Source organism: Acidovorax sp. A79, from assembly GCF_041154505.1.
Taxonomy (GTDB): Bacteria; Pseudomonadota; Gammaproteobacteria; order Burkholderiales; family Burkholderiaceae_C; genus Acidovorax.
The window spans coordinates 5,275,600-5,298,860 of the sequence record NZ_AP028672.1; the positions used below are offsets into that span (position 1 = coordinate 5,275,600).

The 23,261-nt window shown below is 66.7% G+C and carries 17 protein-coding genes and 5 tRNA genes; 14 read left to right on the forward strand and 8 right to left on the reverse strand.

Annotation, left to right across the window (positions count from 1 at the left end; genetic code table 11):
• Positions 1–50 precede the first annotated feature (50 nt).
• The 4 genes from hpnE to ACAM51_RS24380 all read right to left on the reverse strand — a co-directional run bounded on the left by hpnE (position 51) and on the right by ACAM51_RS24380 (position 4,497).
• Positions 51–1,370, reverse strand: a complete 1,320-nt coding sequence (gene hpnE, locus ACAM51_RS24365; protein WP_369642154.1) for a hydroxysqualene dehydroxylase HpnE — start codon at positions 1,368–1,370, stop codon at positions 51–53.
• Positions 1,371–1,389: 19 nt separating this feature from the next.
• Positions 1,390–2,229, reverse strand: coding sequence for a presqualene diphosphate synthase HpnD (gene hpnD / locus ACAM51_RS24370; protein WP_369642155.1), 840 nt, complete (start codon positions 2,227–2,229; stop codon positions 1,390–1,392).
• 132 nt (positions 2,230–2,361) lie between these two features.
• Positions 2,362–3,762 carry an L-serine ammonia-lyase gene (locus ACAM51_RS24375; RefSeq protein WP_369642156.1) on the reverse strand — a complete coding sequence of 467 codons (1,401 nt, stop codon included), beginning with the start codon at positions 3,760–3,762 and terminating at the stop codon, positions 2,362–2,364.
• 363 nt (positions 3,763–4,125) lie between these two features.
• Positions 4,126–4,497 carry a hypothetical protein gene (locus ACAM51_RS24380; protein ID WP_369642157.1) on the reverse strand — a complete coding sequence of 124 codons (372 nt, stop codon included), beginning with the start codon at positions 4,495–4,497 and terminating at the stop codon, positions 4,126–4,128.
• A 272-nt stretch (positions 4,498–4,769) separates the two neighbouring features.
• Between ACAM51_RS24380 and ACAM51_RS24385 the strand changes: the two genes are divergently transcribed.
• Complete coding sequence (locus ACAM51_RS24385; RefSeq protein WP_369642158.1) at positions 4,770–5,741, forward strand: LysR substrate-binding domain-containing protein; 972 nt, start codon at positions 4,770–4,772, stop codon at positions 5,739–5,741.
• A 74-nt stretch (positions 5,742–5,815) separates the two neighbouring features.
• Here the strand turns inward: ACAM51_RS24385 and ACAM51_RS24390 are convergent, their stop codons facing one another.
• Positions 5,816–6,535, reverse strand: coding sequence for a hypothetical protein (locus tag ACAM51_RS24390; RefSeq protein WP_369642159.1), 720 nt, complete (start codon positions 6,533–6,535; stop codon positions 5,816–5,818).
• Positions 6,536–6,619: 84 nt separating this feature from the next.
• Complete coding sequence (gene hpnC, locus ACAM51_RS24395; RefSeq protein ID WP_369642160.1) at positions 6,620–7,558, reverse strand: squalene synthase HpnC; 939 nt, start codon at positions 7,556–7,558, stop codon at positions 6,620–6,622.
• Between the two features lie 117 nt (positions 7,559–7,675).
• Between hpnC and ACAM51_RS24400 the strand changes: the two genes are divergently transcribed.
• The 13 genes from ACAM51_RS24400 to ACAM51_RS24460 all read left to right on the forward strand — a co-directional run bounded on the left by ACAM51_RS24400 (position 7,676) and on the right by ACAM51_RS24460 (position 20,407).
• Complete coding sequence (locus ACAM51_RS24400; protein ID WP_369642161.1) at positions 7,676–8,875, forward strand: efflux RND transporter periplasmic adaptor subunit; 1,200 nt, start codon at positions 7,676–7,678, stop codon at positions 8,873–8,875.
• An 8-nt stretch (positions 8,876–8,883) separates the two neighbouring features.
• Positions 8,884–12,066, forward strand: a complete 3,183-nt coding sequence (locus ACAM51_RS24405; protein WP_369642162.1) for an efflux RND transporter permease subunit — start codon at positions 8,884–8,886, stop codon at positions 12,064–12,066.
• A 91-nt stretch (positions 12,067–12,157) separates the two neighbouring features.
• A tRNA-Leu gene (locus ACAM51_RS24410) sits at positions 12,158–12,244 on the forward strand.
• Between the two features lie 75 nt (positions 12,245–12,319).
• The gene (gene tig, locus ACAM51_RS24415; protein WP_218294103.1) at positions 12,320–13,633 is read left to right on the forward strand and encodes a trigger factor; all 1,314 of its coding nucleotides are present in this window, start codon (positions 12,320–12,322) and stop codon (positions 13,631–13,633) included.
• Between the two features lie 128 nt (positions 13,634–13,761).
• Positions 13,762–14,370 (forward strand): ATP-dependent Clp endopeptidase proteolytic subunit ClpP, encoded by a 609-nt coding sequence (clpP, locus tag ACAM51_RS24420; protein WP_304505098.1) that lies wholly within the window; start codon positions 13,762–13,764, stop codon positions 14,368–14,370.
• 102 nt (positions 14,371–14,472) lie between these two features.
• On the forward strand, positions 14,473–15,738 hold the full coding sequence (gene clpX / locus ACAM51_RS24425; RefSeq protein ID WP_218294104.1) for an ATP-dependent Clp protease ATP-binding subunit ClpX: 1,266 nt from the start codon (positions 14,473–14,475) through the stop codon (positions 15,736–15,738).
• Positions 15,739–15,864: 126 nt separating this feature from the next.
• Entirely contained in the window at positions 15,865–18,297 is a 2,433-nt protein-coding gene (gene lon, locus ACAM51_RS24430; protein ID WP_369642163.1) for an endopeptidase La, read from the forward strand.
• Positions 18,298–18,384: 87 nt separating this feature from the next.
• Positions 18,385–18,460: transfer RNA gene (locus tag ACAM51_RS24435), tRNA-Gly, on the forward strand.
• Between the two features lie 58 nt (positions 18,461–18,518).
• Positions 18,519–18,592 (forward strand) — tRNA-Cys (locus ACAM51_RS24440).
• Between the two features lie 189 nt (positions 18,593–18,781).
• Positions 18,782–18,857 (forward strand) — tRNA-Gly (locus tag ACAM51_RS24445).
• A gap of 155 nt (positions 18,858–19,012) precedes the next feature.
• Positions 19,013–19,105, forward strand: a tRNA-Leu gene (locus ACAM51_RS24450).
• Between the two features lie 13 nt (positions 19,106–19,118).
• Positions 19,119–19,751, forward strand: coding sequence for a DUF6806 family protein (locus ACAM51_RS24455; protein WP_218340779.1), 633 nt, complete (start codon positions 19,119–19,121; stop codon positions 19,749–19,751).
• Between the two features lie 131 nt (positions 19,752–19,882).
• Entirely contained in the window at positions 19,883–20,407 is a 525-nt protein-coding gene (locus ACAM51_RS24460; protein ID WP_218294107.1) for a M48 family metallopeptidase, read from the forward strand.
• Between the two features lie 49 nt (positions 20,408–20,456).
• On the opposite strand, the gene ACAM51_RS24465 is transcribed toward ACAM51_RS24460, so the two are convergent.
• Together ACAM51_RS24465 and ACAM51_RS24470 are read right to left on the reverse strand one after the other, a co-directional pair.
• Positions 20,457–21,398 carry a glutamate racemase gene (locus ACAM51_RS24465; RefSeq protein ID WP_218340780.1) on the reverse strand — a complete coding sequence of 314 codons (942 nt, stop codon included), beginning with the start codon at positions 21,396–21,398 and terminating at the stop codon, positions 20,457–20,459.
• 146 nt (positions 21,399–21,544) lie between these two features.
• A complete protein-coding gene (locus ACAM51_RS24470; RefSeq protein WP_218340781.1) occupies positions 21,545–23,113 on the reverse strand; it encodes a fumarate hydratase in 1,569 nt (522 codons plus the stop codon).
• Positions 23,114–23,261 lie beyond the last annotated feature (148 nt).

Genomic DNA, 23,261 nt, shown 5'->3' on the forward strand with positions numbered 1-23,261 from the left:
TCGGCCTGGGGTTTTCCCGGGGGGCGCGGCCAGGGCGCCCGAGCGCCGGGTCAGGGGAGCGCGGCCACCGCGGTGCCGCTGAGCACCGCCCCTTCCAGCGTGGCGGGGTAGGGGCCGTCCACATAGTCACCGCAGGCCGAGAGCCCGGGCAGCACCTGCATGCCGGGGCGTGCAAGGCCGGGCGTGCAGGCAAAGGTGGCGCGTTTTTCCACCACCGTCTGTACGGGCGACAGGGAGCCGATGCCCAACTGCGCGGCGGCTTGCCGCAGCACCTGCTGTTCGATGTGGGTGCGCTCGCCTTCGCTGGCGCTCACCACGAACGCGAGCAGGCCCTGGTTGCCGTCCAGCTGGCCACGGTCGAACACGAACTGCGCGGGGCTGTCCGGGGCGCTGCGCAGCGCCAGCATGGGCTGGGCCAGGCGCGCACCCGCCCCGTGGGCGTAGACGGTGGTGATGGCCTCGAAGTGCAGGGCGTCGGCCAGGGCGCTCCACCGGCCGGCACTGGCCAGCCCCGCCATGCCGGCCACACCCGCCACGAGCCGGCTGGCCTCCCACGAAGGGCATGCGAGGGTCACGTGGTCGAACACCTCCGGTGCATTGTCCGTGGCGCCCGGCGCACCAGCGGCGCCGACGACCTGCCAGCGCCCGGCGTGCTGCGGCTGCAGCCGCTGCACGCGCTGGCCGGTGAGCACCTGGTGGCGGCCCTGCGCCTGCAGCCAGCGCGCCGCAGGCTCGGGAAAAAGCGCGCCCAGGTCGGCGCGCGGCAGCAGCAGGTTGGAGCCGCCGCGCCCGCTGAACAGGCTGTCTTGCAGCACGCGCAGAAACACCTGGCCGCTGGCCTGGTGCGCCGGGGTGTTGAGGGCCGACACACACAGCGGGTCGATGAACTCTGCCATGAGGCGGGGCGTGAGCGGTGCGCACAGGTCGGCCACCGAGGTCGTGGGCGCGCAGCGGAATCCCCTGATCTGCCAGGCGGTGGCGGTGCGCAGCAGGGCCAGCTTGTCGCGCCAGCTCCAGCCCCTGGCGCGCGCGATGCCCAGCAAGGCATCCAGTGGGGGCGGCAGGTCGGGCAGCCGCAGTCCCTGGCCATCCGGAAACTGCAGCGTGAGCGGCAGGCGCAGCAGCGCGGTGCTGGCGTCCACCCCCACCAGGCGCATCAGGCGCAGGCTTTCGGCGTAGGCGCCGATGAGGATGTGCTGGCCGTTGTCGAGCGTGACCACCTCGCCCCCCGGCAGCGTGGCGGGCACGGCACGCGCCCGGCCGCCCACGGTGCGGGCGGCTTCGAACACCGTGACCTCGCGGCCCGCCTGGGCGTGCGCGATGGCCGCGGCCATGCCGGCCCAGCCCGCGCCGATGACGGCGACTTTCATGGATGCTGCCGCACGGCCGCTACATCCGTCCGAGCGCCTGCACCTTCCACGCCAGCCAGAACTTGCGCAGGGGTGTGAGGCGGATGCGCTGGTGCAGCACCTGGAAGTTCTCGTGCTCGATCTCGCGCAGCAGCGTGCGGTAGATGCTGGCCATCATCAGGCCGGGCTTCTGCGCGCGGCGGTCGGCATCGGGCAAAAGGGCAAACGCCTCGTCGTACAGGCGGTGCGCGCGCTCGGCCTGGAAGCGCATGAGCGCGGTGAAGCGGTCGGAGTAGGTGCGCTTGAGGACCTCGTGCGCCTTCACGTCGAACTGCTGCAACTCGCTCACGGGCAGATAGATGCGGCCCAGCATGGCGTCTTCGCCCACGTCGCGGATGATGTTGGTGAGCTGGAAGGCCAGGCCCAGCGTGTGGGCGTACTGCGTGGTGCGCCCGTCGGTCTGGCCGAAGATGCGCGCCGTGACCTCGCCCACGATGCCGGCCACCAGGTGGCAGTAGCCCTTGAGGCCCGCGAAGTCGAGGTAGCGTGTCTGCTCCAGGTCCATCTGGCAGCCATCGATGACGGCCTGCAGGTGGCGCTGCTCGATGCCGTATTCGGCGGTGTGCGGCATCAGCGCCAGCATCACGGGGTGGGCGGGCTGGCCGGCATAGGCCTTGGCCACTTCGGCCTGCCACCAGGCCAGCTTGGTGCGCGCCACGCCGGGGTCACTGACCTCATCGACCACGTCATCCACCTCGCGGCAGAACGCATAGAACGCCGTGATGGCCGCGCGGCGCGGCGCGGGCAGGAAGAGAAAGGCGTAATAGAAGCTGCTGCCCGAGGCCACGGCTTTTTGCTGTACGTACTGCTGCGGTGTCATGGGGCGGAATTGTCCCATGGCGCACCCCGCGCGGCGGGGATCCGCGGTTTGGCGCGCTTTTGGCCCCTGGCGCTCTTCCATCCAGCGCGAGTCGCTACTTTTTTGATAGCGATGGGGCGGTGTGGTGGCGCCTCAGCATTCGACCACGTTCACCGCCAGCCCGCCGCGCGAGGTCTCCTTGTATTTGACCTTCATGTCCGCGCCGGTCTGCATCATGGTCTTGATGACCTTGTCGAGCGAGACCACGTGCTGGCCGTCGCCGCGCAGCGCCATGCGGGCGGCGTTGATGGCCTTGATGGCGCCCATGGCGTTGCGCTCGATGCAGGGAATCTGCACCAGGCCGCCCACGGGGTCGCAGGTCATCCCGAGGTTGTGTTCCATGCCGATCTCTGCGGCGTTCTCGATCTGCTCGGGGCTGCCACCCATCACGGCGGCCAGCGCGCCGGCGGCCATGGAGCAGGCCACGCCCACCTCGCCCTGGCAGCCGACCTCGGCGCCCGAGAGCGAGGCGTTCTCCTTGTAGATGATGCCGATGGCGCCGGCGGTGAGCAGGAAGGTGGCGATGCCGTCCTCGTTCGCGCCTGGAAGAAAGTTCACGTAGTAGTGCAGCACGGCCGGTATCACGCCGGCGGCGCCGTTGGTGGGGGCGGTCACCACGCGGCCGCCAGCGGCGTTTTCCTCGTTGACGGCCATGGCATACAGGTTCACCCAGTCCAGCATGGACAGCGGGTCGCGCAGGGCGGCCTCGGGCGAGCCGCTCAGGCTCTTGTGCAGTTCGGCCGCGCGGCGGCGCACCTGCATGGGGCCGGGCAGGTGGCCGGTGCTGGCGCAGCCGCGCTGCACGGCGGCCGCCATGGTCCGCCAGATTGCCATGAGCTGGCGCCGCACCTCGCCGGCGCTGCGCCAATGCTCTTCGTTGGCGGCCATGAGCTGGGCCGGTGTGAGGCCGCTGGCCTGGCATTGGGCCAGCAGCTCGGCCCCGGTGCGAAAGGGGTAGGGCAGGCCCCGGGCGTGGCCCGCGGCATCGGCCCCGCAGGTGGCTGCCAGATTGAGCACGCGCTCCCCCGAGGCGTCGGTCACGAAGCCGCCACCCACCGAGTAGTACTCGCGCTGGGCAATTTCCCGGCCCTGTGCGTCAAAGGCATGCAGGCACAGCCCGTTGGGGTGCAGCGGCAGGCTCCTGCGCCTGAACAGCAGATGGTCTTTTTCCACAAAGGCAATGGCGCGCTCGCCCAGCAGGGCCAGCGACTGGCGGCCGCGGATCTCGGCAATGGCGGGGGCGATGCGGTCCGGGTCGATGTGGTCGGGCTCGTACCCGGCCAGGCCCAGCAGCACGGCCTTGTCGGTGCCGTGGCCCACGCCCGTGGCCGACAGCGACCCGAACAGCTCCACCGTGACACCGTGCACGGCGGCCAGCCCCACGCCATCCCGCAGGTGGCAGGCAAACTGCCGCGCCGCGATCATGGGCCCCACGGTGTGGGAGCTGGACGGGCCGATGCCGATCTTGAAGAGGTCGAAAACGCTGACGGACATGGTGTGTGGCATACCGGGTAGGTTTTGGGGATGCGTGGAACCCCTGGGGCCCTGGTCCATGGAAAGCAGCGATGGCGCGGGTGGCGCCATCGCTGTTCTCGAGGCAACAGCATCTTTCGCACTGCCGGTACTCTTGGTGCCCGCAGTGGGCGCGAGGCTAACCGTGCAGGCGCCGGCCGGCACACGCGTAATCCCTGATGAGCGGGGCCCCGGGTCCATCACCCTGCGCGGCGTTGCACGTGCTGAACTTCAATATTGATAGCAAAATATTGAACGGGCAAAAGCGGTAGCGGCGCTTTTGCCGTATCGCTCTGGCCGCTCCCACCAGGCCGCATGGCGCGGCTTGTCACCCATGAATGTTTCTTACAGTGGGGTGGGCCGGGCCGCCACGAGTGCGAGGGACACCGTGGCCTGGGGTGTGCACGGCGAAGGATGCGGCGTGATGCGGGGGAGTGTGGGCCAGCGCGCGGCCCGTGGGCGCAGCACCGCCAGCACGGCGGCCCGGGCGGCGGGGCCGCGCACGAACACGTCGCACGACAGGATGCTCCGGGGATCGGCGCCGGCTTCGCGCAGCAGGCGCTCGGCCGCCGCGAGCACCTGCATGAACTGAACATGGTCGTTCTCCCGCCCGCCGGGCGGTGAATCAGAGGCCATGCAGGCCACGCGGATGGAGAGCGTGGTGCGTGCATGCCATACCCCCACGCACAGGGCCCGCGCGGCATGTCCCGCCGTCATGCGGGGCCTTCGCTGCGGAGGTGCCCCGGTTGCAGCCCGCTCGCGGACAGCGCCCTCGCGGCCTGGGAGGCGGCCCATGGCGCGAAGAACCACCGGGCGTAGCCTCTGCGCCAGGGCGCTGGCGAGGGCGGACGGCAGGGCACGGCCACCGGTGCCGTGCACACCCGGCACATAATGAGTAAATCTATCCAGTCCGCAGGTGGGTTTCGATGCATGCCGGTGATCGTACGGAGCACGCCAGCCTGTGACTATCGACAATATTTCGTCCAATCATGAATTCAGCTCATGGAAAAAGCGGTGCCGGCCTGCCGCCCGCCGGTCCGGGCGGGGGCAACGGCGCACGCCGCCTGCCGCCGCTGAACATGCTGCGTGCGTTCGAGGCGGCAGGGCGCCTGCTGAGCGTGACCCATGCGGCCCGCGAAATGAGCGTGACGCAGAGCGCCGTGAGCCACCAGATCAAGGCCCTGGAGTCCTGGCTGGGCGTGGCCCTGGTGGCGCGCGAAGGCCGTAGGCTGGCGCTCACCACCGCGGGCGCGGCGCTGTTGCCCGGGCTCACCCGCGCACTGGATCTGATGGCGCAATCCACGGCGGGCATCGAGCGGCTCACGCGGCGCGGCACGCTGGTGGTGAATGCCACGTCCACGCTGGCCTCGCAGTGGCTGATCCCGCGGCTGGCGGGTTTTTGCGCACAGATGCCGGGGCTGGACGTGCAACTGGTCACCACGCTAGGCCACCTGGATTTCGAGCCCGCCCAGTACGACGTGTCGATCCGCTGCTTCGCCGACAGCGAGCTGGCGGCGCTGCCCGCGCGCGCGGGCTGGCGGGACGTGGCGCTGGGGCCCTTCATCCCCGACAAGCTCACCCCCGTGTGCAGCCCGACCCTGCTGGCGGGCGATGGGGCGATGGAGTCGCCGCAGGGGCTGGCGCGGCATACCCTGCTGCACAGCCGGTCCACGCCGGTGGCCTGGCAGCGGTGGCTGGAAGAGGCGGGCGCGCCAGGCCTGCAGCCTGCGGGCGACCTGGTGTTCGACCACGCGCACCTGAGCGTGCAAGCCGCCATCCAGGGTCTGGGCGTGGCGCTGGGCAACCCCCGATTTCTGGGCGATGCGCTCGCGGGCGGCCTGCTGGTCATGCCGTTTGCCCAGCGCCTGTCGGGCGAGAAGAACTACTACTGGCTGCGGCCCGCGCGCGCGGCGGATGACCCGGTGTCGGTTGCGTTCTGCGCGTGGCTGGCGGTGGCCTAGCCGGTGAGCGCGGGCAGCCGGCGCACGCCGGTGCTCCATGGGTTCAAGGCAAGGGCGGCCGCACCGCGTTCGGGTTATGGCGCCGGCCGCCGGGCGCGCTTTGACAGATGGTCTTGCAGTATGTAAGCGGCCGTGGTGAGCAGCGTCCATGCCAGCAGGATGTCCCAGAACGCCATGAACAGCCACACGGGCGCCAGCAAGGGGCCTGCGAGTGGGATGACGTAGACCGCGAGGCGGTGCGTCCAGAACCCCGGGGCTGACATGCAGGGCGACGAGAAAGGGTCGAACGTGCCCGGCGAGCAGCCCAGGGCACCCAGTACTTCCAGCGCCACCCGGTTGCCGAGGATGGGCGTGCCAAAGGCCATGCAAAAACCGACAAGGCCGAGCAGCAGTACCCAGAAGGCGGCGCGCGATGCCCACCGCCCGGCATCGGCGCCTGTGATGCCGGGGTAGCGTGTTTTCCCCCGGTCCGGCAGAGCGGCCGTGCTTGCGGCATTGCGCGCCGCCCGGTGTGTGGCAATGAGCGCAACCATCCACACTGCGATCAGCGCCCAGAAGTTTTGCAGCAGGACGAAGGGGTAGTCCGAAATGCCGCCGGCCGAGAGAAACGGCGCAAGCCTGAGGCCGAGGGCATTGGGCAGCCAGGCGCAGCTGCGCAGCGCGGGGTTGGCGTGCGGCTGGCACTGCAGCAGCTCCAGCAGGCGCTCTGCCATCGTGCCGCCCACCATGGCGAAGCAGAGGCAAAAGAGGATCAGCCCCCACTGGAGGGCCTTGAAGAGATGCCTGTATGGCAATGGATGCTCCCTCTCCGGTATGGCGATGGTGCGGCTGGCCGCTGTTGCCCGAGTGTGCCCCAGGCTCCGCCTGCACCGCTGTCCCTACATCCGCAGTGCGCGTGCCAGCATCACGCACCAGTCCCAGGCGTGCAGCCGGGGGCGGGTGTGCAGGCTGCCGCCCTGGAGCCCGTCCACCTTGTCGAGAATGCGCAGGCCGCCTTGCACCACCAGCCGCAGTTCCCAGCCTGCACGGCCGGGCAGACGGTGGACCAGGGGGGCGCCGCTGCGCATGGTGGCGCGCGCCCAGCGCGCGCAGTTGGTGATCAGGCGGGCGTTTTCGGGTGTGCTTTGCAGTGCCAGCAGTTCGGCCTGGCCGGCGCCGTGGCCCGCGCAGTCGGCGCGCGGCAGGTAGTGGCGTCCTCGGGGGATGTCCACGCTCAGGTCCTGCCAGAAGTTGATCAGCTGCAGCGCGGTGCAGATGGCATCGCTCTCCTGCAGCGCCTTGGCATCCGTCACGCCATACAGATGCAGCAGCAGGCGGCCCACCGGGTTGGCCGAGCGGCGGCAATAGTCCAGCAGCTCGCTGCGGTCGGCGTAGCCCTCGGCGTCGCGGGTTTTCTCCACGTCCTGCACGAAGGCGCTGAGCAGGTCCTGCAGCAGCGGCAGGGGCAGCTGGTGGCTGCGCAGCACCCCTTGCAGGGGCAGGAAGACGCCGGCCCAGCGGGGCGACGGGGGCCGGCCCTGGGCGATGGCTTGCAGATCGGCGTGGTATGCGGCCAGGTCCGCCAGGCGGCTGGCGGCCGGGGCATCGCCTTCGTCCGCGATGTCGTCGGCGGTGCGGGCAAAGCCATAGATGGCTGCGATGGGCTGGCGCAGGCGCGGCGGGCACAGCAGCGATGCCACGGGGAAATTCTCGTAGTGGGTCACGGGCGGCGCGGCCACCGGGGTGGCCGGCGGCGGCGTGGGGGCGGTCGGAGAAGGGGGGCTGGATCGGTCGTTCACACCCGGGATTGTCGCTTGACAAGGCGGGAGGCTTCTCATAGATTACTAACCGGTCAGTCAGTAATCAGAATAATCTTCGACAGGGACAAGGAGGCTGGCCCGTGCCTGCGTTTGCCCGCAGCTCCTTGCGGCCCTTTTTTACTCACCGGATTTTCCATGCGCACACCTTCCGCTTCGCGGCCCTTTCAACGGCATTCCAGGTACCTGCTGGTGCTGGCCACGGCGGCCCTGCTGGCCGCCTGTTCGCGCCCCGCTCCGCCCGAGGAGCCCGTGCGCTCCGTGAAGCTGCTGACGGTGGGCGTGGGCGCGCTGCAATCGAGCCTGGAGTATTCGGGCGAGGTGCGGGCGCGCGTGGAATCGCGCCTGGGTTTCCGCGTGGCCGGCAAGATCGTGCAGCGCCAGGCCGAACTGGGCCAGCATGTGCGGGCCGGCCAGGTGCTGGCTCAGCTGGACCCCAAGGACTACCAGCTGGCTGCCGACGCCGCGCGCGCGCAACTCGCATCGGCGACCACGCAGCGCGATCTGGCGGCCGCCGACTACAAGCGCTACCAGGCCCTGAAGGACCAGAACTTCATCAGCGGCGCCGAGCTCGAGCGCCGCGATGCCACGCTCAAGGCCGCGCAGGCCACGCTGGACCAGGCCCGCGCGCAGCTGTCGTCGCAGGGCAACCAGGCGGCCTACACCACGCTGGTGGCCGACGTGTCGGGCGTGGTGACGGGCATCGATGCCGAACCGGGCCAGGTGGTGTCGGCGGGCACGCCCGTGGTGCGCATCGCGCAGGACGGCCCCCGCGACGTGGTGTTCGCGGTGCCGGAAGACAAGGTGGCGCAGATTGCCCAAGGCTCCGAGGTGGCGGTGCGCGGCTGGTCGGGCGGCGCCCCCCTGGCGGGGCGCGTGCGCGAAGTCGCGGCCAGTGCCGACGCCGCCACCCGCACCTACCAGGTGAAGGTGGCCATCGACAGCGGCGGCGCGCCCGCGCTGGGCTCCACGGTGTATGTGACGCCCAAGGCGTTGAGCCACGCTGGCATCCAGGCGATCAAGCTGCCCACCAGTGCCTTGCGCCAGGAGGGCCAGTCCACGGCCGTGTGGGTGTACGACGCGGCCAGCAGCACCGTGAAGTCGCAGGTGGTGCAGATCGCCACGGCCGATGGCAACGAGGCCGTGGTGGCCGCGGGCCTCACGCCCGGCATGCAGGTGGTGGCCACGGGCGTGCACGTGCTCTCACCCGGGCAGAAGGTGCTGGTTTATCAGCCAAAAGTGGCCTCGGCGCCCGCCGGTAAAGCGCAAACAGCTATAAATTCAGTAGCAAATCCTGCCGCCGCTGCTGTGGCGCCCGCGGCTTCCACTGCCAACTGAGGCCGGCCATGACGCAAGTACAACCCAAAGAGGGGTTCAACCTCTCCAAGTGGGCGCTCGACCATCCTGCCCTCACGCGCTATCTGATGGTGGTGCTGATGCTGCTGGGCTTCGCGGCCTACTTCCAGCTCGGGCAGGACGAAGACCCGCCGTTCACCTTCCGTGCCATGGTGGTGCGCACCTACTGGCCCGGCGCCACGGCGCAGCAGGTGGCCGAGCAGGTCACCGACAAGATCGAGCGCACCCTGCAGGAAGTGCCCTATGCGGACAAGATCCGCAGCTACTCCAAGCCGGGCGAGTCGCAGATCATCTTCCAGATCAAGGACTCCTCCAAGGGCAGCGAGGTGGCCAACGTCTGGTACAGCGTGCGCAAGAAGGTGGGCGACATGCGCTACACCCTGCCGCAGGGCATCCAGGGGCCGTTCTTCAACGACGACTTCGGTGATGTGTACGGCGTGATCTACGCGCTGGAGTCCGAGGGCTTCAGCTATGCCGAACTCAAACAGTTCGCCGACGACGCGCGCCAGCAGCTGCTGCGCGTGCCTGACGTGGCCAAGGTCGAACTCTTCGGCGTGCAGGACGAGAAGCTCTTCATCGAAATCTCGCAAAAGCGCCTGTCGCAGCTGGGCCTGGACATGAACCAGGTGCTGGCCCAGCTGGGCCAGCAGAATGCGGTGGAAAGCGCGGGCGCCATCCAGACGCCGCAGGACCAAGTGCAGGTGCGCGTGCAAGGGCAGTTCAATGCCGTCGAAGACCTGGGCGCCATGCCGATCCGCGGGCCGTCGGGCGCGCAGCTGCGTCTCTCGGACATCGCCGAGGTCAAGCGCGGCTATGTGGACCCGGCCTCTGTGAAGGTGCGCCACCAGGGGCAGGAAGTGATCGCGCTCGGGGTGTCCATGGCCAAGGGCGGGGACATCATCGCGCTGGGCAAGGCACTGCACACGGCCACCGACCGCATTGGCAGCACCCTCCCGGCGGGCGTCAGGCTCGTCAACGTGCAGGACCAGCCCAAGGCCGTGGCGACCTCGGTGAACGAGTTCGTCAAGGTGCTGATCGAGGCGGTGGTCATCGTGCTGGCGGTGAGCTTCATCGCGCTGGGTTTCCACAGGCGCCCCGGCAAGAATCCGCTGTGGAAGCGCTGGTACATCGACCCGCGCCCCGGCCTGGTCGTGGGCATCACCATCCCGATGGTGCTGGCCGTGACCTTCCTGGCCATGTGGTACTGGAGCATCGGCCTGCACAAGATTTCGCTGGGCTCGCTCATCATCGCGCTGGGCCTGCTGGTGGACGACGCGATCATCGCGGTCGAGATGATGGTGCTCAAGCTCGAGGAGGGCTACGACAAGGTGCGTGCCGCCACCTTCGCCTACGAGATCACGGCCATGCCCATGCTCACGGGCACGCTGATCACGGCGGCGGGTTTCCTGCCCATCGGCCTGGCCAAGTCCACCACGGGCGAATACACGTTCGCGATCTTTGCCGTGACGGTGATCGCGCTGGTGCTCAGCTGGATCGTGTCGGTGTACTTCGTGCCGTACCTGGGCACGCTGCTGCTCAAGGTGCCGCCCCACGTGCTGGCCGCGCAGGCCAGCCAAGGCATCACGGACGATCCCCACGAGGTGTTTGACAGCCCGTTCTACCGCACCTTCCGCCGCCTGGTGGACTGGTGCGTGCAGCACCGCTGGCTCACCATCGGCGCCACGGTGCTCACCTTCGCGCTGGGCATCGCCGGCATGGGCAAGGTGCAGCAGCAGTTCTTCCCGGATTCGAGCCGCCCGGAGATCCTGGTGGACATCTGGTTCCCCGAGGGCACCTCGTTCGCGGGCAACGAAGAAGTCACCAAGCGGGTGGAGCAGCGCCTGCTCTCCGAGCATGGGGTCAGCTCCGTGAGCACCTGGGTGGGGTCGGGCGTGCCGCGCTTTTACCTGCCGCTGGACCAGGTGTTCCCGCAAAGCAATGTGTCGCAGTTCATCGTGCTGCCGCAGGACCTGAAGGTGCGCGAATCGCTGCGCGTGAAATTGCCGGCGCTGCTGGCGCAGGAGTTTCCGGAGGTGCGCGGCCGGGTGAAGCTGCTGCCCAACGGGCCGCCCGTGCCGTACCCCGTGCAGTTCCGCGTGGTGGGCCCCGATCCGCTGGTGCTGCGTGAGCGCGCGGACGAGGTGAAAGCCCAGCTGCGCCAGAACCCCGACATGCGCGGCGTGAACGACAACTGGAACGAGTCCGTGAAGGTGCTGCGCCTGGAAGTGGACCAGGCCAAGGCGCGCGCCCTGGGCGTGACCAGCCAGTCCATCGCCCAGGCCTCCAAGACCATCCTGTCGGGCACGCAGGTGGGCCAGTTCCGCGAGGGCGACAAGCTCATCGACATCCTGCTGCGCCAGCCGCAGGAGGAGCGCAACGCGATCACCGACATCGCCAATGCCTATCTGCCCACGGCGTCGGGCAAGTCGATTCCGCTCACGCAGATCGCCAAGCCGGTGTTCACCTGGGAGCCGGGCGTGATGTGGCGCGAGAACCGCGACTACGCCATCACCGTGCAGGGCGACGTGACCGAGGGCCTGCAGGGCGCGACGGTGACGGCGGCGTTGCTGCCTGCCCTCAAGGAGATCGAGGCGAAGTGGCGTGCCGCGGGGCAGGCCGGCTACCGCATCGAGGTGGCGGGTGCCGTGGAGGAAAGCTCCAAGGGCTCGGCATCGATCGCGGCGGGCATTCCGGTCATGCTGTTCATCACCTTCACCTTGCTCATGCTGCAACTGCACAGCTTCAGCCGCGCGATGCTGGTGTTCCTGACCGGGCCGCTCGGGCTGGCGGGCGTGGCGGCGGCCTTGCTGCTGCTCAACCGCCCCTTCGGCTTCGTGGCACTGCTCGGCGTGATCGCGCTCATGGGCATGATCCAGCGCAACTCGGTAATCCTGATCGACCAGATCGAGCAGGACCGCGCGCGGGGCGTGCCGGCGTGGGATGCGATCGTCGAATCCGCCGTGCGCCGCCTGCGCCCCATCGTGCTCACGGCCGCGGCCGCGGTGCTGGCCATGATCCCGCTGTCGCGCAGCGTGTTCTGGGGGCCGATGGCCGTGGCCATCATGGGCGGGCTGGTGGTGGCCACCGTGCTCACGCTGCTGGCGCTGCCCGCGATGTATGCTGCCTGGTTCCGTGTCAAAAGGCCGGCGCCGGAGGTCCTTGGAGGGGTTTGATTCCCACCCTGCCCGCATCAGGGTAAAATAGAAGGTTGACCGATTTCACACAGGCGGCAGTTCGTGCCGCCTGTTTGTTTGTTGTAGAACCGCGCGGGTGGCGAAATTGGTAGACGCACCAGGTTTAGGTCCTGACGCCAGCAATGGTGTGGGGGTTCGAGTCCCCCCCCGCGCACCACCCATGTGAGACTTTGCGGAACACGGCGCCGCTGCGCTGCAGCCAGCACGATCCACATTCATAAGAGGAATAGCCATGGCCGTTACTGTTGAAACCCTTGAGAAGCTCGAGCGCAAGATCACGCTGAGCGTGCCCGTCACCCTGATCCAGTCCGAAGTCGACACGCGCTTGAAGCGCCTGGCCCGCACGGTCAAGATGGACGGTTTCCGTCCCGGCAAGGTGCCCATGAACGTGGTGGCCCAGCGCTACGGCTACTCGGTGCAGTACGAAGTGCTCAACGACAAGGTCGGTGAAGCCTTCGCCGTGGCCGCCAACGAAGCCAACCTGCGTGTCGCCGGCCAGCCCCGCATCTCCGAGAAGGACGGCGCTCCCGAGGGCCAGATGACCTTCGACGCCATCTTCGAAGTGTTCCCCGAAGTCAAGATCGCCGATCTGGCGGACGCGGAAGTCGAAAAGCTGTCGGCCGAAGTGACCGATGCGGCCATCGACAAGACCATCGACATCCTGCGCAAGCAGCGCCGCAGCTTTGCGCAGCGCGCGCTCGAAGCCGCCGCGCAAGACGGCGACCGCGTGACGGTCGACTTCGAAGGCAAGATCGACGGCGAGCCCTTTGAAGGCGGCAAGGCCGAAGACTTCCAGTTCCTGGTCGGCGAAGGCCAGATGCTCAAGGAGTTCGAGGAAGCCGTGCGCGGCATGAAGTCGGGCGAAAGCAAGACCTTCCCCCTGGCATTCCCTGCGGAATACCACGGCAAGGACGTGGCCGGCAAGACGGCGGACTTCCTCGTCACGGTCAAGAAGATCGAAGCGGCCCACCTGCCCGAAGTGAATGACGCCCTGGCCAAGTCGCTGGGCATCGCCGATGGTTCCGTGGAAGGCCTGCGCGCCGACATCAAGAAGAACCTGGAGCGCGAAGTCAAGTTCCGCCTGCTGGCCCGCAACAAGCAGGCCGTGATGGACGCTCTCGTGTCCAAGGCCGAACTGGACCTGCCCAATTCCAGCGTGCAGGCTGAAATCGCCCGCCTGCTCGAAGGCGCCCGTGCAGAACTCAAGCAGCGCGGCATCAAGGACGCCGACAAGGCCGAAATCCCTGAAGACGTGTTCCGTCCCCAGGCAGAGCGCCGCGTGCGCCTGGGCCTGGTGCTGGCCGAACTGGTGCGTGCCAACGAACTGCAGGCCAAGCCCGAGCAGCTCAAGGCCCACATCGACGAGCTGGCCGCCAGCTATGAGAAGCCCGAGGACGTGGTGCGCTGGTACTTCGGTGACCGCCAGCGCCTGGCGGAAGTCGAAGCGGTCGTGATCGAGAACAATGTGACCGAATTCGTGCTGGGCAAGGCCAAAGTGGTCGAAAAGTCCGTGTCGTTCGACGAACTGATGGCCCAACAAGGCTGATAGGCCTGGCCGGGCGGCTTGTCGGTTACCGAACTGCCCGGTTGTTGCCGACACATACAGGGGCTTGTGCTTTCGTGCACAAGCCCCAATTCATTTCTGGGTACAGTACCTGCTTGTCTGGAGAAAACATGAGCGCATTGGAAACACAAGGCCTGGGCATGGTCCCCATGGTCATCGAGCAGTCGGGCCGTGGCGAACGGTCCTATGACATCTACTCGCGCCTGCTCAAGGAGCGTGTGATTTTTCTGGTGGGGCCGGTCAACGACCAGACCGCCAATCTCGTGGTGGCGCAGCTGCTGTTCCTGGAGAGCGAAAACCCCGACAAGGACATTTCGTTCTACATCAACTCCCCGGGCGGTTCGGTGAGCGCCGGCATGGCGATCTTCGACACCATGAATTTCGTCAAGCCCGATGTGTCGACCCTGTGCACGGGCATGGCGGCCAGCATGGGTGCCTTCCTGCTGGCGGCGGGCGCCAAGGGCAAGCGCTTTGCGCTGCCCAACTCGAAAGTCATGATCCACCAGCCGCTGGGCGGCATGCAGGGCCAGGCGACCGAGATCGAGATCCATGCGCGCGAGATCCTCAAGACGCGCGAGCAACTGAACAAGATCCTGGCCGAGCGTACGGGCCAGCCGCTGGAGAAGATCCAGCGCGACACCGAGCGCGACTATTTCCTGTCGGCCGACGAGTCCAAGGAATACGGCCTGGTCGACCAGGTGATCAGCAAGCGCTCCTGATAGCCACAGGGTCGCGCGGCGGCGTTTTCCCTGAGGGAAGACGCCGTTTTTTATTTGGTTATCATCCCGACAACTTTCCGTAACAAGCAAGGCATTGCCCCCATGGCCGAGAAAAAAGGCTCTTCCAGCGAAAAAACCCTTTACTGCTCTTTTTGCGGCAAGAGCCAGCATGAAGTGAAGAAGCTGATCGCTGGCCCGTCGGTCTTTATCTGCGACGAGTGCATTGACCTGTGCAACGAGATCATCCGCGACGAGCTCCCGGCCGGTGACCTGGCGCGCGAAGGCCGCGCCGATCTGCCCACGCCGGTGGAGATCAAGACCAATCTCGACAACTATGTGATTGGCCAGGATGTGGCCAAGCGCACGCTGGCGGTCGCGGTGTACAACCACTACAAGCGCCTGCGCCACAAGGACAAGGCCCACAAGGACGAGGTGGAGCTGTCCAAGAGCAACATCCTGCTGATCGGGCCCACGGGTTCGGGCAAGACGCTGCTGGCGCAGACCCTGGCTCGCATGCTGGATGTGCCTTTCGTGATGGCCGACGCCACCACGCTGACGGAAGCCGGCTACGTGGGCGAGGATGTGGAGAACATCGTCCAGAAGCTGCTGCAAAGCTGTAACTACGAGGTGGAGCGCGCGCAGCGCGGCATCGTCTACATCGACGAGATCGACAAGATCTCGCGCAAGTCGGACAACCCCAGCATCACGCGCGACGTGTCGGGCGAGGGCGTGCAGCAGGCGCTGCTCAAGCTCATCGAAGGCACGATGGCCAGCGTGCCGCCCCAGGGCGGGCGCAAGCACCCGAACCAGGACTTCCTGCAGATCGACACGACCAACATCCTGTTCATCTGCGGGGGCGCGTTCGCGGGCCTGGAGAAGGTCATCGAGAACCGCACCGAAGCATCCGGCATCGGCTTCGGCGCGTCGGTCAAGAGCAAGAAGCAGCGTTCGCTGACCGAGGTGTTCACCGAGATCGAGCCGGAAGACCTGATCAAGTTCGGCCTGATCCCCGAGCTGGTGGGCCGCATGCCCGTGGTGACGGCCCTGGCCGAGCTCAGCGAGGACGCGCTGGTGCAGATCCTGACCGAGCCGAAGAATGCGCTGGTCAAGCAGTACAGCAAGCTCCTGGCCATGGAAGGCGTGGATCTGGAGATCCGCCCCGCCGCGCTGAAGGCCATTGCCCGCAAGGCGCTGGCCAGAAAAACTGGCGCGCGCGGCCTGCGCTCCATCCTGGAGCAATCGCTGATCGGAACGATGTTCGACCTGCCCAACACCAGCAATGTCGAAAAGGTGGTGGTGGATGAGTCCACCATCGAAGAAAACAAGCCGCCGCTGCTCGTTTACCGCGAAGCGGCCAAAAAGGCCTGAAATGCCCGGAGCGGGCGCCTTGTTGCCGCCCCTTGAACCATCAACCCTGGCGGCAGTGCGGCTGCGCGCCAGGGTTGAAAATCCCCACATGTGGACCAACTTCCACAGAGTACTTTGAGGATTTCCATGTCCGGACACACCCCCCTGCCAGCCACCCCCATTGACCTGCCGCTGTTGCCCCTGCGCGACGTGGTGGTGTTTCCCCATATGGTCATCCCGCTGTTCGTGGGCCGTCCCAAGAGCATCAAGGCGCTCGAGATGGCCATGGAGGCGGATCGCCGCATCATGCTGGTCGCCCAGAAGGCCGCGGCCAAGGATGAGCCTTCGGTGTCGGACATGTTCGACGTGGGCTGCGTCTCCACCATCCTGCAGATGCTCAAGCTGCCCGATGGCACGGTGAAGGTGCTGGTCGAAGGCCAGCAGCGTGCCATGGTTGCCTCCATCGAGGATGCCGAAACCCATTTCACGGCCACCGTGACGCCGGTCGAAGCCACGCCCGAGGCCAACAAGCCGAGCGAAATCGAAGCCCTGCGCCGTGCGGTGATGCAGCAGTTCGACCAGTACGTCAAACTCAACAAGAAGATTCCGCCAGAGATCCTGACCTCGATCTCCAGCATCGACGACCCCGGCCGCCTGGCCGACACCATTGCGGCCCACCTGCCGCTCAAACTCGAAAACAAGCAGGTCGTGCTGGATCTCGCCGACGTGAAGGCGCGGCTGGAAAACCTGTTCGAGCAGCTTGACCGCGAAGTCGACATCCTGAACGTCGACAAGAAGATCCGTGGGCGCGTGAAGCGCCAGATGGAGAAGAACCAGCGCGACTTCTATCTCAACGAGCAGGTCAAGGCGATCCAGAAGGAACTGGGCGAAGGCGACGAAGGCGCGGATATCGAGGAGATCGAGAAAAAGATCAAGCTCGCCAAGATGCCCGCCGAGGCGCGCAAGAAGGCCGACGCCGAGCTGAAGAAACTCAAGCTCATGTCGCCCATGTCGGCCGAGGCCACCGTGGTGCGCAACTACATCGACGTGCTCACGGCGCTCCCCTGGAGCAAGAAGACCAAGATCAAGCACGACCTGGTCAATGCCGAGGGCGTGCTCAACGAAGACCATTTCGGCCTGGACAAGGTCAAGGACCGCATCCTTGAATACCTCGCGGTGCAGCAGCGCGTGGACAAGGTGAAGGCGCCCATCCTGTGTCTGGTGGGACCTCCTGGCGTGGGCAAGACCTCCCTGGGCCAGTCCATCGCCAAGGCCACCGGCCGCAAGTACGTGCGCATGGCCCTGGGTGGCATGCGCGACGAGGCCGAGATCCGCGGGCACCGCCGCACCTACATCGGCGCGCTGCCGGGCAAGGTGCTGCAGAGCCTCTCGAAGGTGGGCACGCGCAATCCGCTGTTCCTGCTCGACGAGATCGACAAGCTCGGTACCGACTTCCGGGGCGACCCCTCGAGCGCGCTGCTGGAGGTGCTGGACCCCGAGCAGAACCACACCTTCGGCGACCACTACGTCGAGGTGGACTTCGACCTCTCCGACGTGATGTTCGTCGCCACCTCGAACTCGATGAACATCCCGCCGGCCCTGCTCGACCGCATGGAAGTGATCCGCCTGTCGGGTTACACCGAGGACGAGAAGATCAGCATCGCCATGAAGTACCTGCTGCCCAAGCAGCTCAAGAACAATGGCGTGAAGGACGAGGAGCTCGAGATCACCGAGCCCGCCGTGCGCGACATGGTGCGCTACTACACGCGGGAGGCCGGCGTGCGCTCGCTCGAGCGCGAGCTGTCCAAGATCTGCCGCAAGGTGGTCAAGGGCCTGCAGCTCAAGAAGCTCGAGCCGAAGGTCATCGTCACCGCCGACAACCTGCCCGACTTCCTGGGCGTGCGCAAGTACACCTACGGCCGTGCCGAGGCGCAGAACCAGGTGGGCCAGGTGGTCGGCCTGGCATGGACCGAGGTGGGTGGCGACCTGCTGACCATCGAGGCCGCCGCCATGCCCGGCAAGGGCGTGATCACGCGCACCGGCTCGCTGGGCGACGTGATGAAGGAATCGGTGGAGGCTGCCCGCACGGTGGTGCGAAGCCGCTCGCGCATCCTGGGCATCAAGGATGAGACCTTCGAGAAGCGCGACATCCACATCCACGTGCCGGACGGCGCGACGCCCAAGGACGGTCCGAGTGCGGGTGCCGCGATGACCACCGCGTTCGTTTCGGCGCTCACGGGCATTCCCGTGCGTGGCGACGTCGCGATGACGGGCGAGATCACGCTGCGTGGCGAGGTCACGGCCATCGGAGGGCTCAAGGAAAAGCTGCTGGCGGCCCTGCGTGGCGGCATCAAGACGGTGCTGATCCCCGAAGAGAACGTCAAGGACTTGGCCGAGATCCCGGACAACGTGAAGAGCGGCCTGGAGATCGTGCCCGTGCGCTGGATCGACAAGGTGCTCGAGATCGCGCTGGAAACCAAACCCGTGCCCCTGACGGACGAGGAGGTGGCCGTGGTGGCCGCTGCTGCGGCGGAGAAGAGCGCGGGTTCGGCCGCGGCCACGGATGGCTTGAAGCATTGAAGAAAAAGTTTTTGGGATGCTTCAAAAAATGCGCTACAATTCATTCCATCGCAGCAAACGTTGTACAATGTGAGGCTTCGGTAAAATGCGGGAATAGCTCAGTTGGTAGAGCGCAACCTTGCCAAGGTTGAGGTCGAGAGTTCGAGACTCTTTTCCCGCTCCAATTTCCACAAAAAGGGAAGCAATTGCTTCCCTTTTTTGTCAGAGGAATGTGAATTCCTGGCGCGGTAGCAAAGCGGTTATGCCCCGGATTGCAAATCCGGTTAGTCCGGTTCGACTCCGGACCGCGCCTCCAGATACGGTTTGTGCCGTCGATGCGGCACAGGATCCTGCGGGATCTTTGCATCGGCCGGATCGTGGAGGATGGATGGTGGTCAGTTGGTTGACTTTTTTGGCTTGCAATCGAATAGAGCCAAAAAATAGCGATATAATTTGAGGCTTGCTGATTCATGCAGATGGAAACATCGGCTGCGGTAGGAAAAATGCGGGAATAGCTCAGTTGGTAGAGCGCAACCTTGCCAAGGTTGAGGTCGAGAGTTCGAGACTCTTTTCCCGCTCCATATTTGTAAGGGAAGCTTCGGCTTCCCTTTTTTCTTGGCGGTGCAGCAAAGGTGGTTTGGCGACCAGCGGCCCTGTGACCAGAGATGCGACAGGGCATTGCGCGCATGCGCTGCCCGGGTTACGCTGCGACGCAGGAGTGCGTTGGGCAGCCGGCGCCCCGATGGTGAAATTGGTAGACACTGCGGACTTAAAATCCGCCGCTTTCCTGAAAAGGGGCGTGCCGGTTCGACCCCGGCTCGGGGCACCACTACGATTCAATCATGTCAAGTTACAACGCTCCCTTTGAAATCCACGTCCACGGACAAGTCCAGCTGCGCGCCGATGCCAGCTTCGACCAGCTCCAGGAGGCGCTCAAACCCTTGTGGAAGTACGCAGGAGCCCGCTCCCTGGCCGACGGCGCCGCCAGCGCCTACGAAGAAGAACCGGGCATCAAGTTCGACACGCAGGAGCACCTGCTGCAGATGTGCTGGACCGTGCGGGGGGATGAGGATTTTCGCCAATCGCTCGACGAGATGTGCATGAGCCTGAACGAGCTGGCCGAGCAGGGTGCCGCCATTGAAGTCACGTTCTACGATGCGGACTTCGACGAGGAAGAGGAAGAGCAGGACGCAGAGTCGCGCGATGATTTCGTCATGCTTTTCGTGGGCCCGACGCCTGCGGCCATCATGCAGGTGCAGCGCGATCTCCTGGTCCAGGACGTGGTGAACATGATGGAGCGCCATTTCGACGGCGCGGAACTCGGCGGCGTGGTGGCCGAGATCGACAAGCTGTTCAGCCAGCGCTTCGATGCCCTGGTGAACTCGCTGGAAATCGGCAAGCCCCCCAGGGGCCCGGGGGGCTCGGGCAGCGGACACGGTGGCGGGGGGGGGCGCCGTCCGCGCCACCTCCACTGAGCGGCCGCCGGCTTTGCATCGCTCCGCTGTTCGTGGGGCCGCAGCGGGCTCGGGCATCAGCGCGCGGTGCAAGCGCTGGCGCTGAACCGGCACCGTAGTAGCCGCCGCTGCCTCTTCGCTGTTCATGAACCATGACATCCGATCTTCCTTACCTGCGCTCCTACCCTGAGTCCCTGCAGGACCAGGCCCGCGACCTGCTCGCGCAAGGGCGCCTGGGGGCGATGCTGTTGCGCAAGTACCCCCGCGCGCATGCGGTGCGCAGCGACAAGGCGCTGTACGACTATGCGCTGGAGCTCAAGGCGCGCCACCTGCGCAACGCAGGCACGGTCAACAAGGTGCTTTTCGACAACAAGATCCATGTGGTGCGCCATGCGCTGGGCTTGCACACGGCCGTGTCGCGCGTGCAGGGCAACCGGCTCGCAGCGAAGCATGAAATCCGCATTGCCGCAATGTTCAAGCAAGCGCCGGACGAGTTTCTGCGCATGATCGTGGTCCACGAGCTGGCGCATCTGCGCGAGAAGAACCACGACAAGGCGTTCTATCAGCTGTGCACCCACATGGAGCCGCAGTACCACCAGTACGAATTCGACCTGCGTCTGTACCTCACGCACGTGGAGCATGCCGGAGAGCGGCTCTGGAGCGCGGAGCCTGCGTGAAGCGGCTCCTGGACGCCAGCGCGATGGCTACGGCCGCGGGCGGTGCGGCTCAGGAGATGATGGGCAGGCCTGCGCTGCGCGCGCTGAGGGCCTCCGAGGCGCCTGGACAAGGCACCGCAACGGTTTCGCAGCAATCCGCGGACAGGCCCAGCCAGCGCTGCGCCGCCGCCTCGAGCATGGCCACCGGACCGGTCGTGAGCAGGCGGATGTCCGGCGATTGCGCCGCGGTGGCGCTGGAGGGTGTGTTGAGCAATCCCGCTGTTTCCAGGAGCCGCTGCGTCTGCCGTGCCACAGGCGCGCCGGTTTCGATGAACTGGACGTCAGGCCCCACCAGCGCCCGCAATTCATGCGCCACAAAGATGTAGTGCGTGCAGCCCAGCACCAGCGTGTCGATCTGCCCGGCTGAAGCGCCGAACACGCCCATGGCGTGGATGTAGCGCTCACACAGGGCGCCGGTTTCGGTGGCACCGACGGCGCCGCCTGGTGCTGGCATGGGCTGGGCCACGCCGCGCTCGATGGCATGGGCCAGGCCGTCGCACGGCTGCACCACGAACTCCGCTTGATCCGCCAGCGAACCCAGCAGCTTGCCGAACTTGCTGCTGGTGAGTGTGCCCCGCGTTCCGATCACGCCCACGCGGCCTGTTCTGGTGGCTGCCAGCGCTGGCTTGATGGCGGGCTCCAGGCCCACCAGGGGCAGGTCGGGGTGGTTGCTGCGCACCTCGTGGATGGCCGCCGCCGTGGCGGTGTTGCATGCCACCACCAGGGCCTTGATGTGGTGCTGCCCGCGCAGGTACTGCGTGATGGCGTGGGTGCGCGCGCTCACGTAGGCATCGCCGCGCTCGCCGTAGGGGGCGTTGGCGCTGTCCGCCAGGTACACGAAACGCTCGTGGGGCAGCTCGGCCCGCAGGGCGCGCAGCACGCTCAGGCCGCCGACCCCGCTGTCGAACACGCCGATGGGTTGTTGTGGCTGCGGCGGCGTTGGCTGGATCATGAAAAAATCACTGCGATGCTGGGGGAGATGAAGTCGACAGTGTGCCGCAGTCGCGCGCAAAATGCCGCGCGGCGGGAGGCACTCCGGGGAGCGCGTGCCTGGCGAGGGCCCGAGGAGGCCACCCACCAGGCCGCGCGGGCCGCCTGTCAGGCGGTGGCGGCGACCCCGATGCCCTTGAACTCCCCGGTGGCGATGCGCTTTTGCCACTCGGCCGGGCCGGTGATGTGCGCGCTGGTGCCGCCGGAATCCACGGCCACGGTCACGGGCATGTCCACCACGTCGAACTCGTAGATAGCCTCCATGCCCAGGTCTTCGAAGCCCACCACCTTGGCGGTCTTGATGGCCTTGGAGACCAGGTAGGCGGCACCGCCCACGGCCATGAGGTACGCGCTCTTGTGGTTCTTGATGGACTCGATGGCCACCGGGCCGCGCTCGGCCTTGCCGATCATGGCGATGAGCCCGGTCTTCTCCAGCATCATGTCTGTGAACTTGTCCATGCGCGTGGCGGTGGTGGGGCCGGCGGGGCCCACGGCCTCGTCCTTGACCGGGTCCACGGGGCCCACGTAGTAGATGACGCGGTTCGTGAAGTCCACGGGCAGCTTCTCGCCCTTGGCCAGCATGTCCTGGATGCGCTTGTGCGCGGCGTCGCGGCCGGTGAGCATCTTGCCGTTGAGCAGCAGCGTGTCGCCGGGCTTCCAGCTGGCCACTTCTTCCTTGGTCAGCGTGTCCAGGTTAACCTTCTTGCTCTTGTTGTAGTCGGGTGCCCAGTTCACGTCGGGCCACAGGTCCAGGCTGGGCGGCGTGAGGTAGACGGGCCCCGAGCCGTCCAGCACGAAGTGCGCGTGGCGCGTGGCGGCGCAGTTGGGGATCATCGCGATCGGCTTGCTGGCCGCGTGCGTGGGGTACATCTTGATCTTGACATCCAGCACAGTGGTCAGGCCGCCCAGGCCCTGCGCGCCGATGCCCAGGGCATTGACCTTCTCGAACAGCTCCAGGCGCAGCGCTTCGACCTTATCGAGCGCGGGGCCGCCGGTCTTGGCGGCTTCGGCCTTGGCTTGCAGCTCGTACATATCGAGGTCGTCCATCAGGCTCTCCTTGGCCATGAGCACGGCCTTTTCCGCTGTGCCGCCGATGCCGATACCCAGCATGCCGGGCGGGCACCAGCCGGCGCCCATGGTGGGCACGGTCTTGAGCACCCAGTCCACCACGCTGTCGCTGGGGTTGAGCATGTACATCTTGGACTTGTTCTCCGAGCCGCCGCCCTTGGCCGCCACGGTGATGTCCACGGTGTTGCCGGGCACGATCTCGGTGAAGATCACGGCGGGCGTGTTGTCCTTGGTGTTCTTGCGGTCGAACTGCGGGTCGGCCACCACGCTGGCGCGCAGGGTGTTGTCGGGGTGGTTGTAGCCGCGGCGCACGCCTTCGTTGATGGCGTCGTCCAGGCTGCCCGTGAAGCCGTCCCAGCGCACGTCCATGCCCACCTTCAGGAACACGTTGACGATGCCGGTGTCCTGGCAGATGGGGCGCTGGCCGGTGGCGCTCATCTTGCTGTTGGTCAGGATCTGCGCGATCGCGTCCTTGGCCGCCGGGCTTTGCTCGCGCTCGTAAGCGCGGGCCAGGTGGGCGATGTAATCGGTGGGGTGGTAGTAGCTGATGTACTGCAGCGCGGCGGCTACGGATTCGATGAGATCGTCCTGGCGGATGGAGGTGGTCATGGCGGTTCGTGGGGGAGTCTTTTGTGGAGAACGCAAACGCGTTCCTGTCCTGCCCGCCGCACACGCCGCCTGTCGACCAGCGCTGGGCCGCAAACCGCGCTGCCGATGGCAGGCGGACCGTATTTTGACAGACCCCCGCTGGCGCCAC

Coding starts and splice junctions, on each gene's coding strand:
- hpnC (WP_369642160.1), bottom strand. CDS start 7,558: ATGAGAAGCCTCCCGCCTTGTCAAGCGACAATCCCGGGTGTGAACGAC.
- ACAM51_RS24375 (WP_369642156.1), bottom strand. CDS start 3,762: ATGTCCGTCAGCGTTTTCGACCTCTTCAAGATCGGCATCGGCCCGTCC.
- hpnD (WP_369642155.1), bottom strand. CDS start 2,229: ATGACACCGCAGCAGTACGTACAGCAAAAAGCCGTGGCCTCGGGCAGC.
- ACAM51_RS24460 (WP_218294107.1), top strand. CDS start 19,883: ATGACATCCGATCTTCCTTACCTGCGCTCCTACCCTGAGTCCCTGCAG.
- ACAM51_RS24470 (WP_218340781.1), bottom strand. CDS start 23,113: ATGACCACCTCCATCCGCCAGGACGATCTCATCGAATCCGTAGCCGCC.
- clpP (WP_304505098.1), top strand. CDS start 13,762: ATGAGCGCATTGGAAACACAAGGCCTGGGCATGGTCCCCATGGTCATC.
- lon (WP_369642163.1), top strand. CDS start 15,865: ATGTCCGGACACACCCCCCTGCCAGCCACCCCCATTGACCTGCCGCTG.
- tig (WP_218294103.1), top strand. CDS start 12,320: ATGGCCGTTACTGTTGAAACCCTTGAGAAGCTCGAGCGCAAGATCACG.
- ACAM51_RS24455 (WP_218340779.1), top strand. CDS start 19,119: ATGTCAAGTTACAACGCTCCCTTTGAAATCCACGTCCACGGACAAGTC.
- ACAM51_RS24405 (WP_369642162.1), top strand. CDS start 8,884: ATGACGCAAGTACAACCCAAAGAGGGGTTCAACCTCTCCAAGTGGGCG.
- ACAM51_RS24400 (WP_369642161.1), top strand. CDS start 7,676: ATGCGCACACCTTCCGCTTCGCGGCCCTTTCAACGGCATTCCAGGTAC.
- ACAM51_RS24380 (WP_369642157.1), bottom strand. CDS start 4,497: ATGACGGCGGGACATGCCGCGCGGGCCCTGTGCGTGGGGGTATGGCAT.
- clpX (WP_218294104.1), top strand. CDS start 14,473: ATGGCCGAGAAAAAAGGCTCTTCCAGCGAAAAAACCCTTTACTGCTCT.
- ACAM51_RS24465 (WP_218340780.1), bottom strand. CDS start 21,398: ATGATCCAGCCAACGCCGCCGCAGCCACAACAACCCATCGGCGTGTTC.
- ACAM51_RS24385 (WP_369642158.1), top strand. CDS start 4,770: ATGAATTCAGCTCATGGAAAAAGCGGTGCCGGCCTGCCGCCCGCCGGT.
- hpnE (WP_369642154.1), bottom strand. CDS start 1,370: ATGAAAGTCGCCGTCATCGGCGCGGGCTGGGCCGGCATGGCCGCGGCC.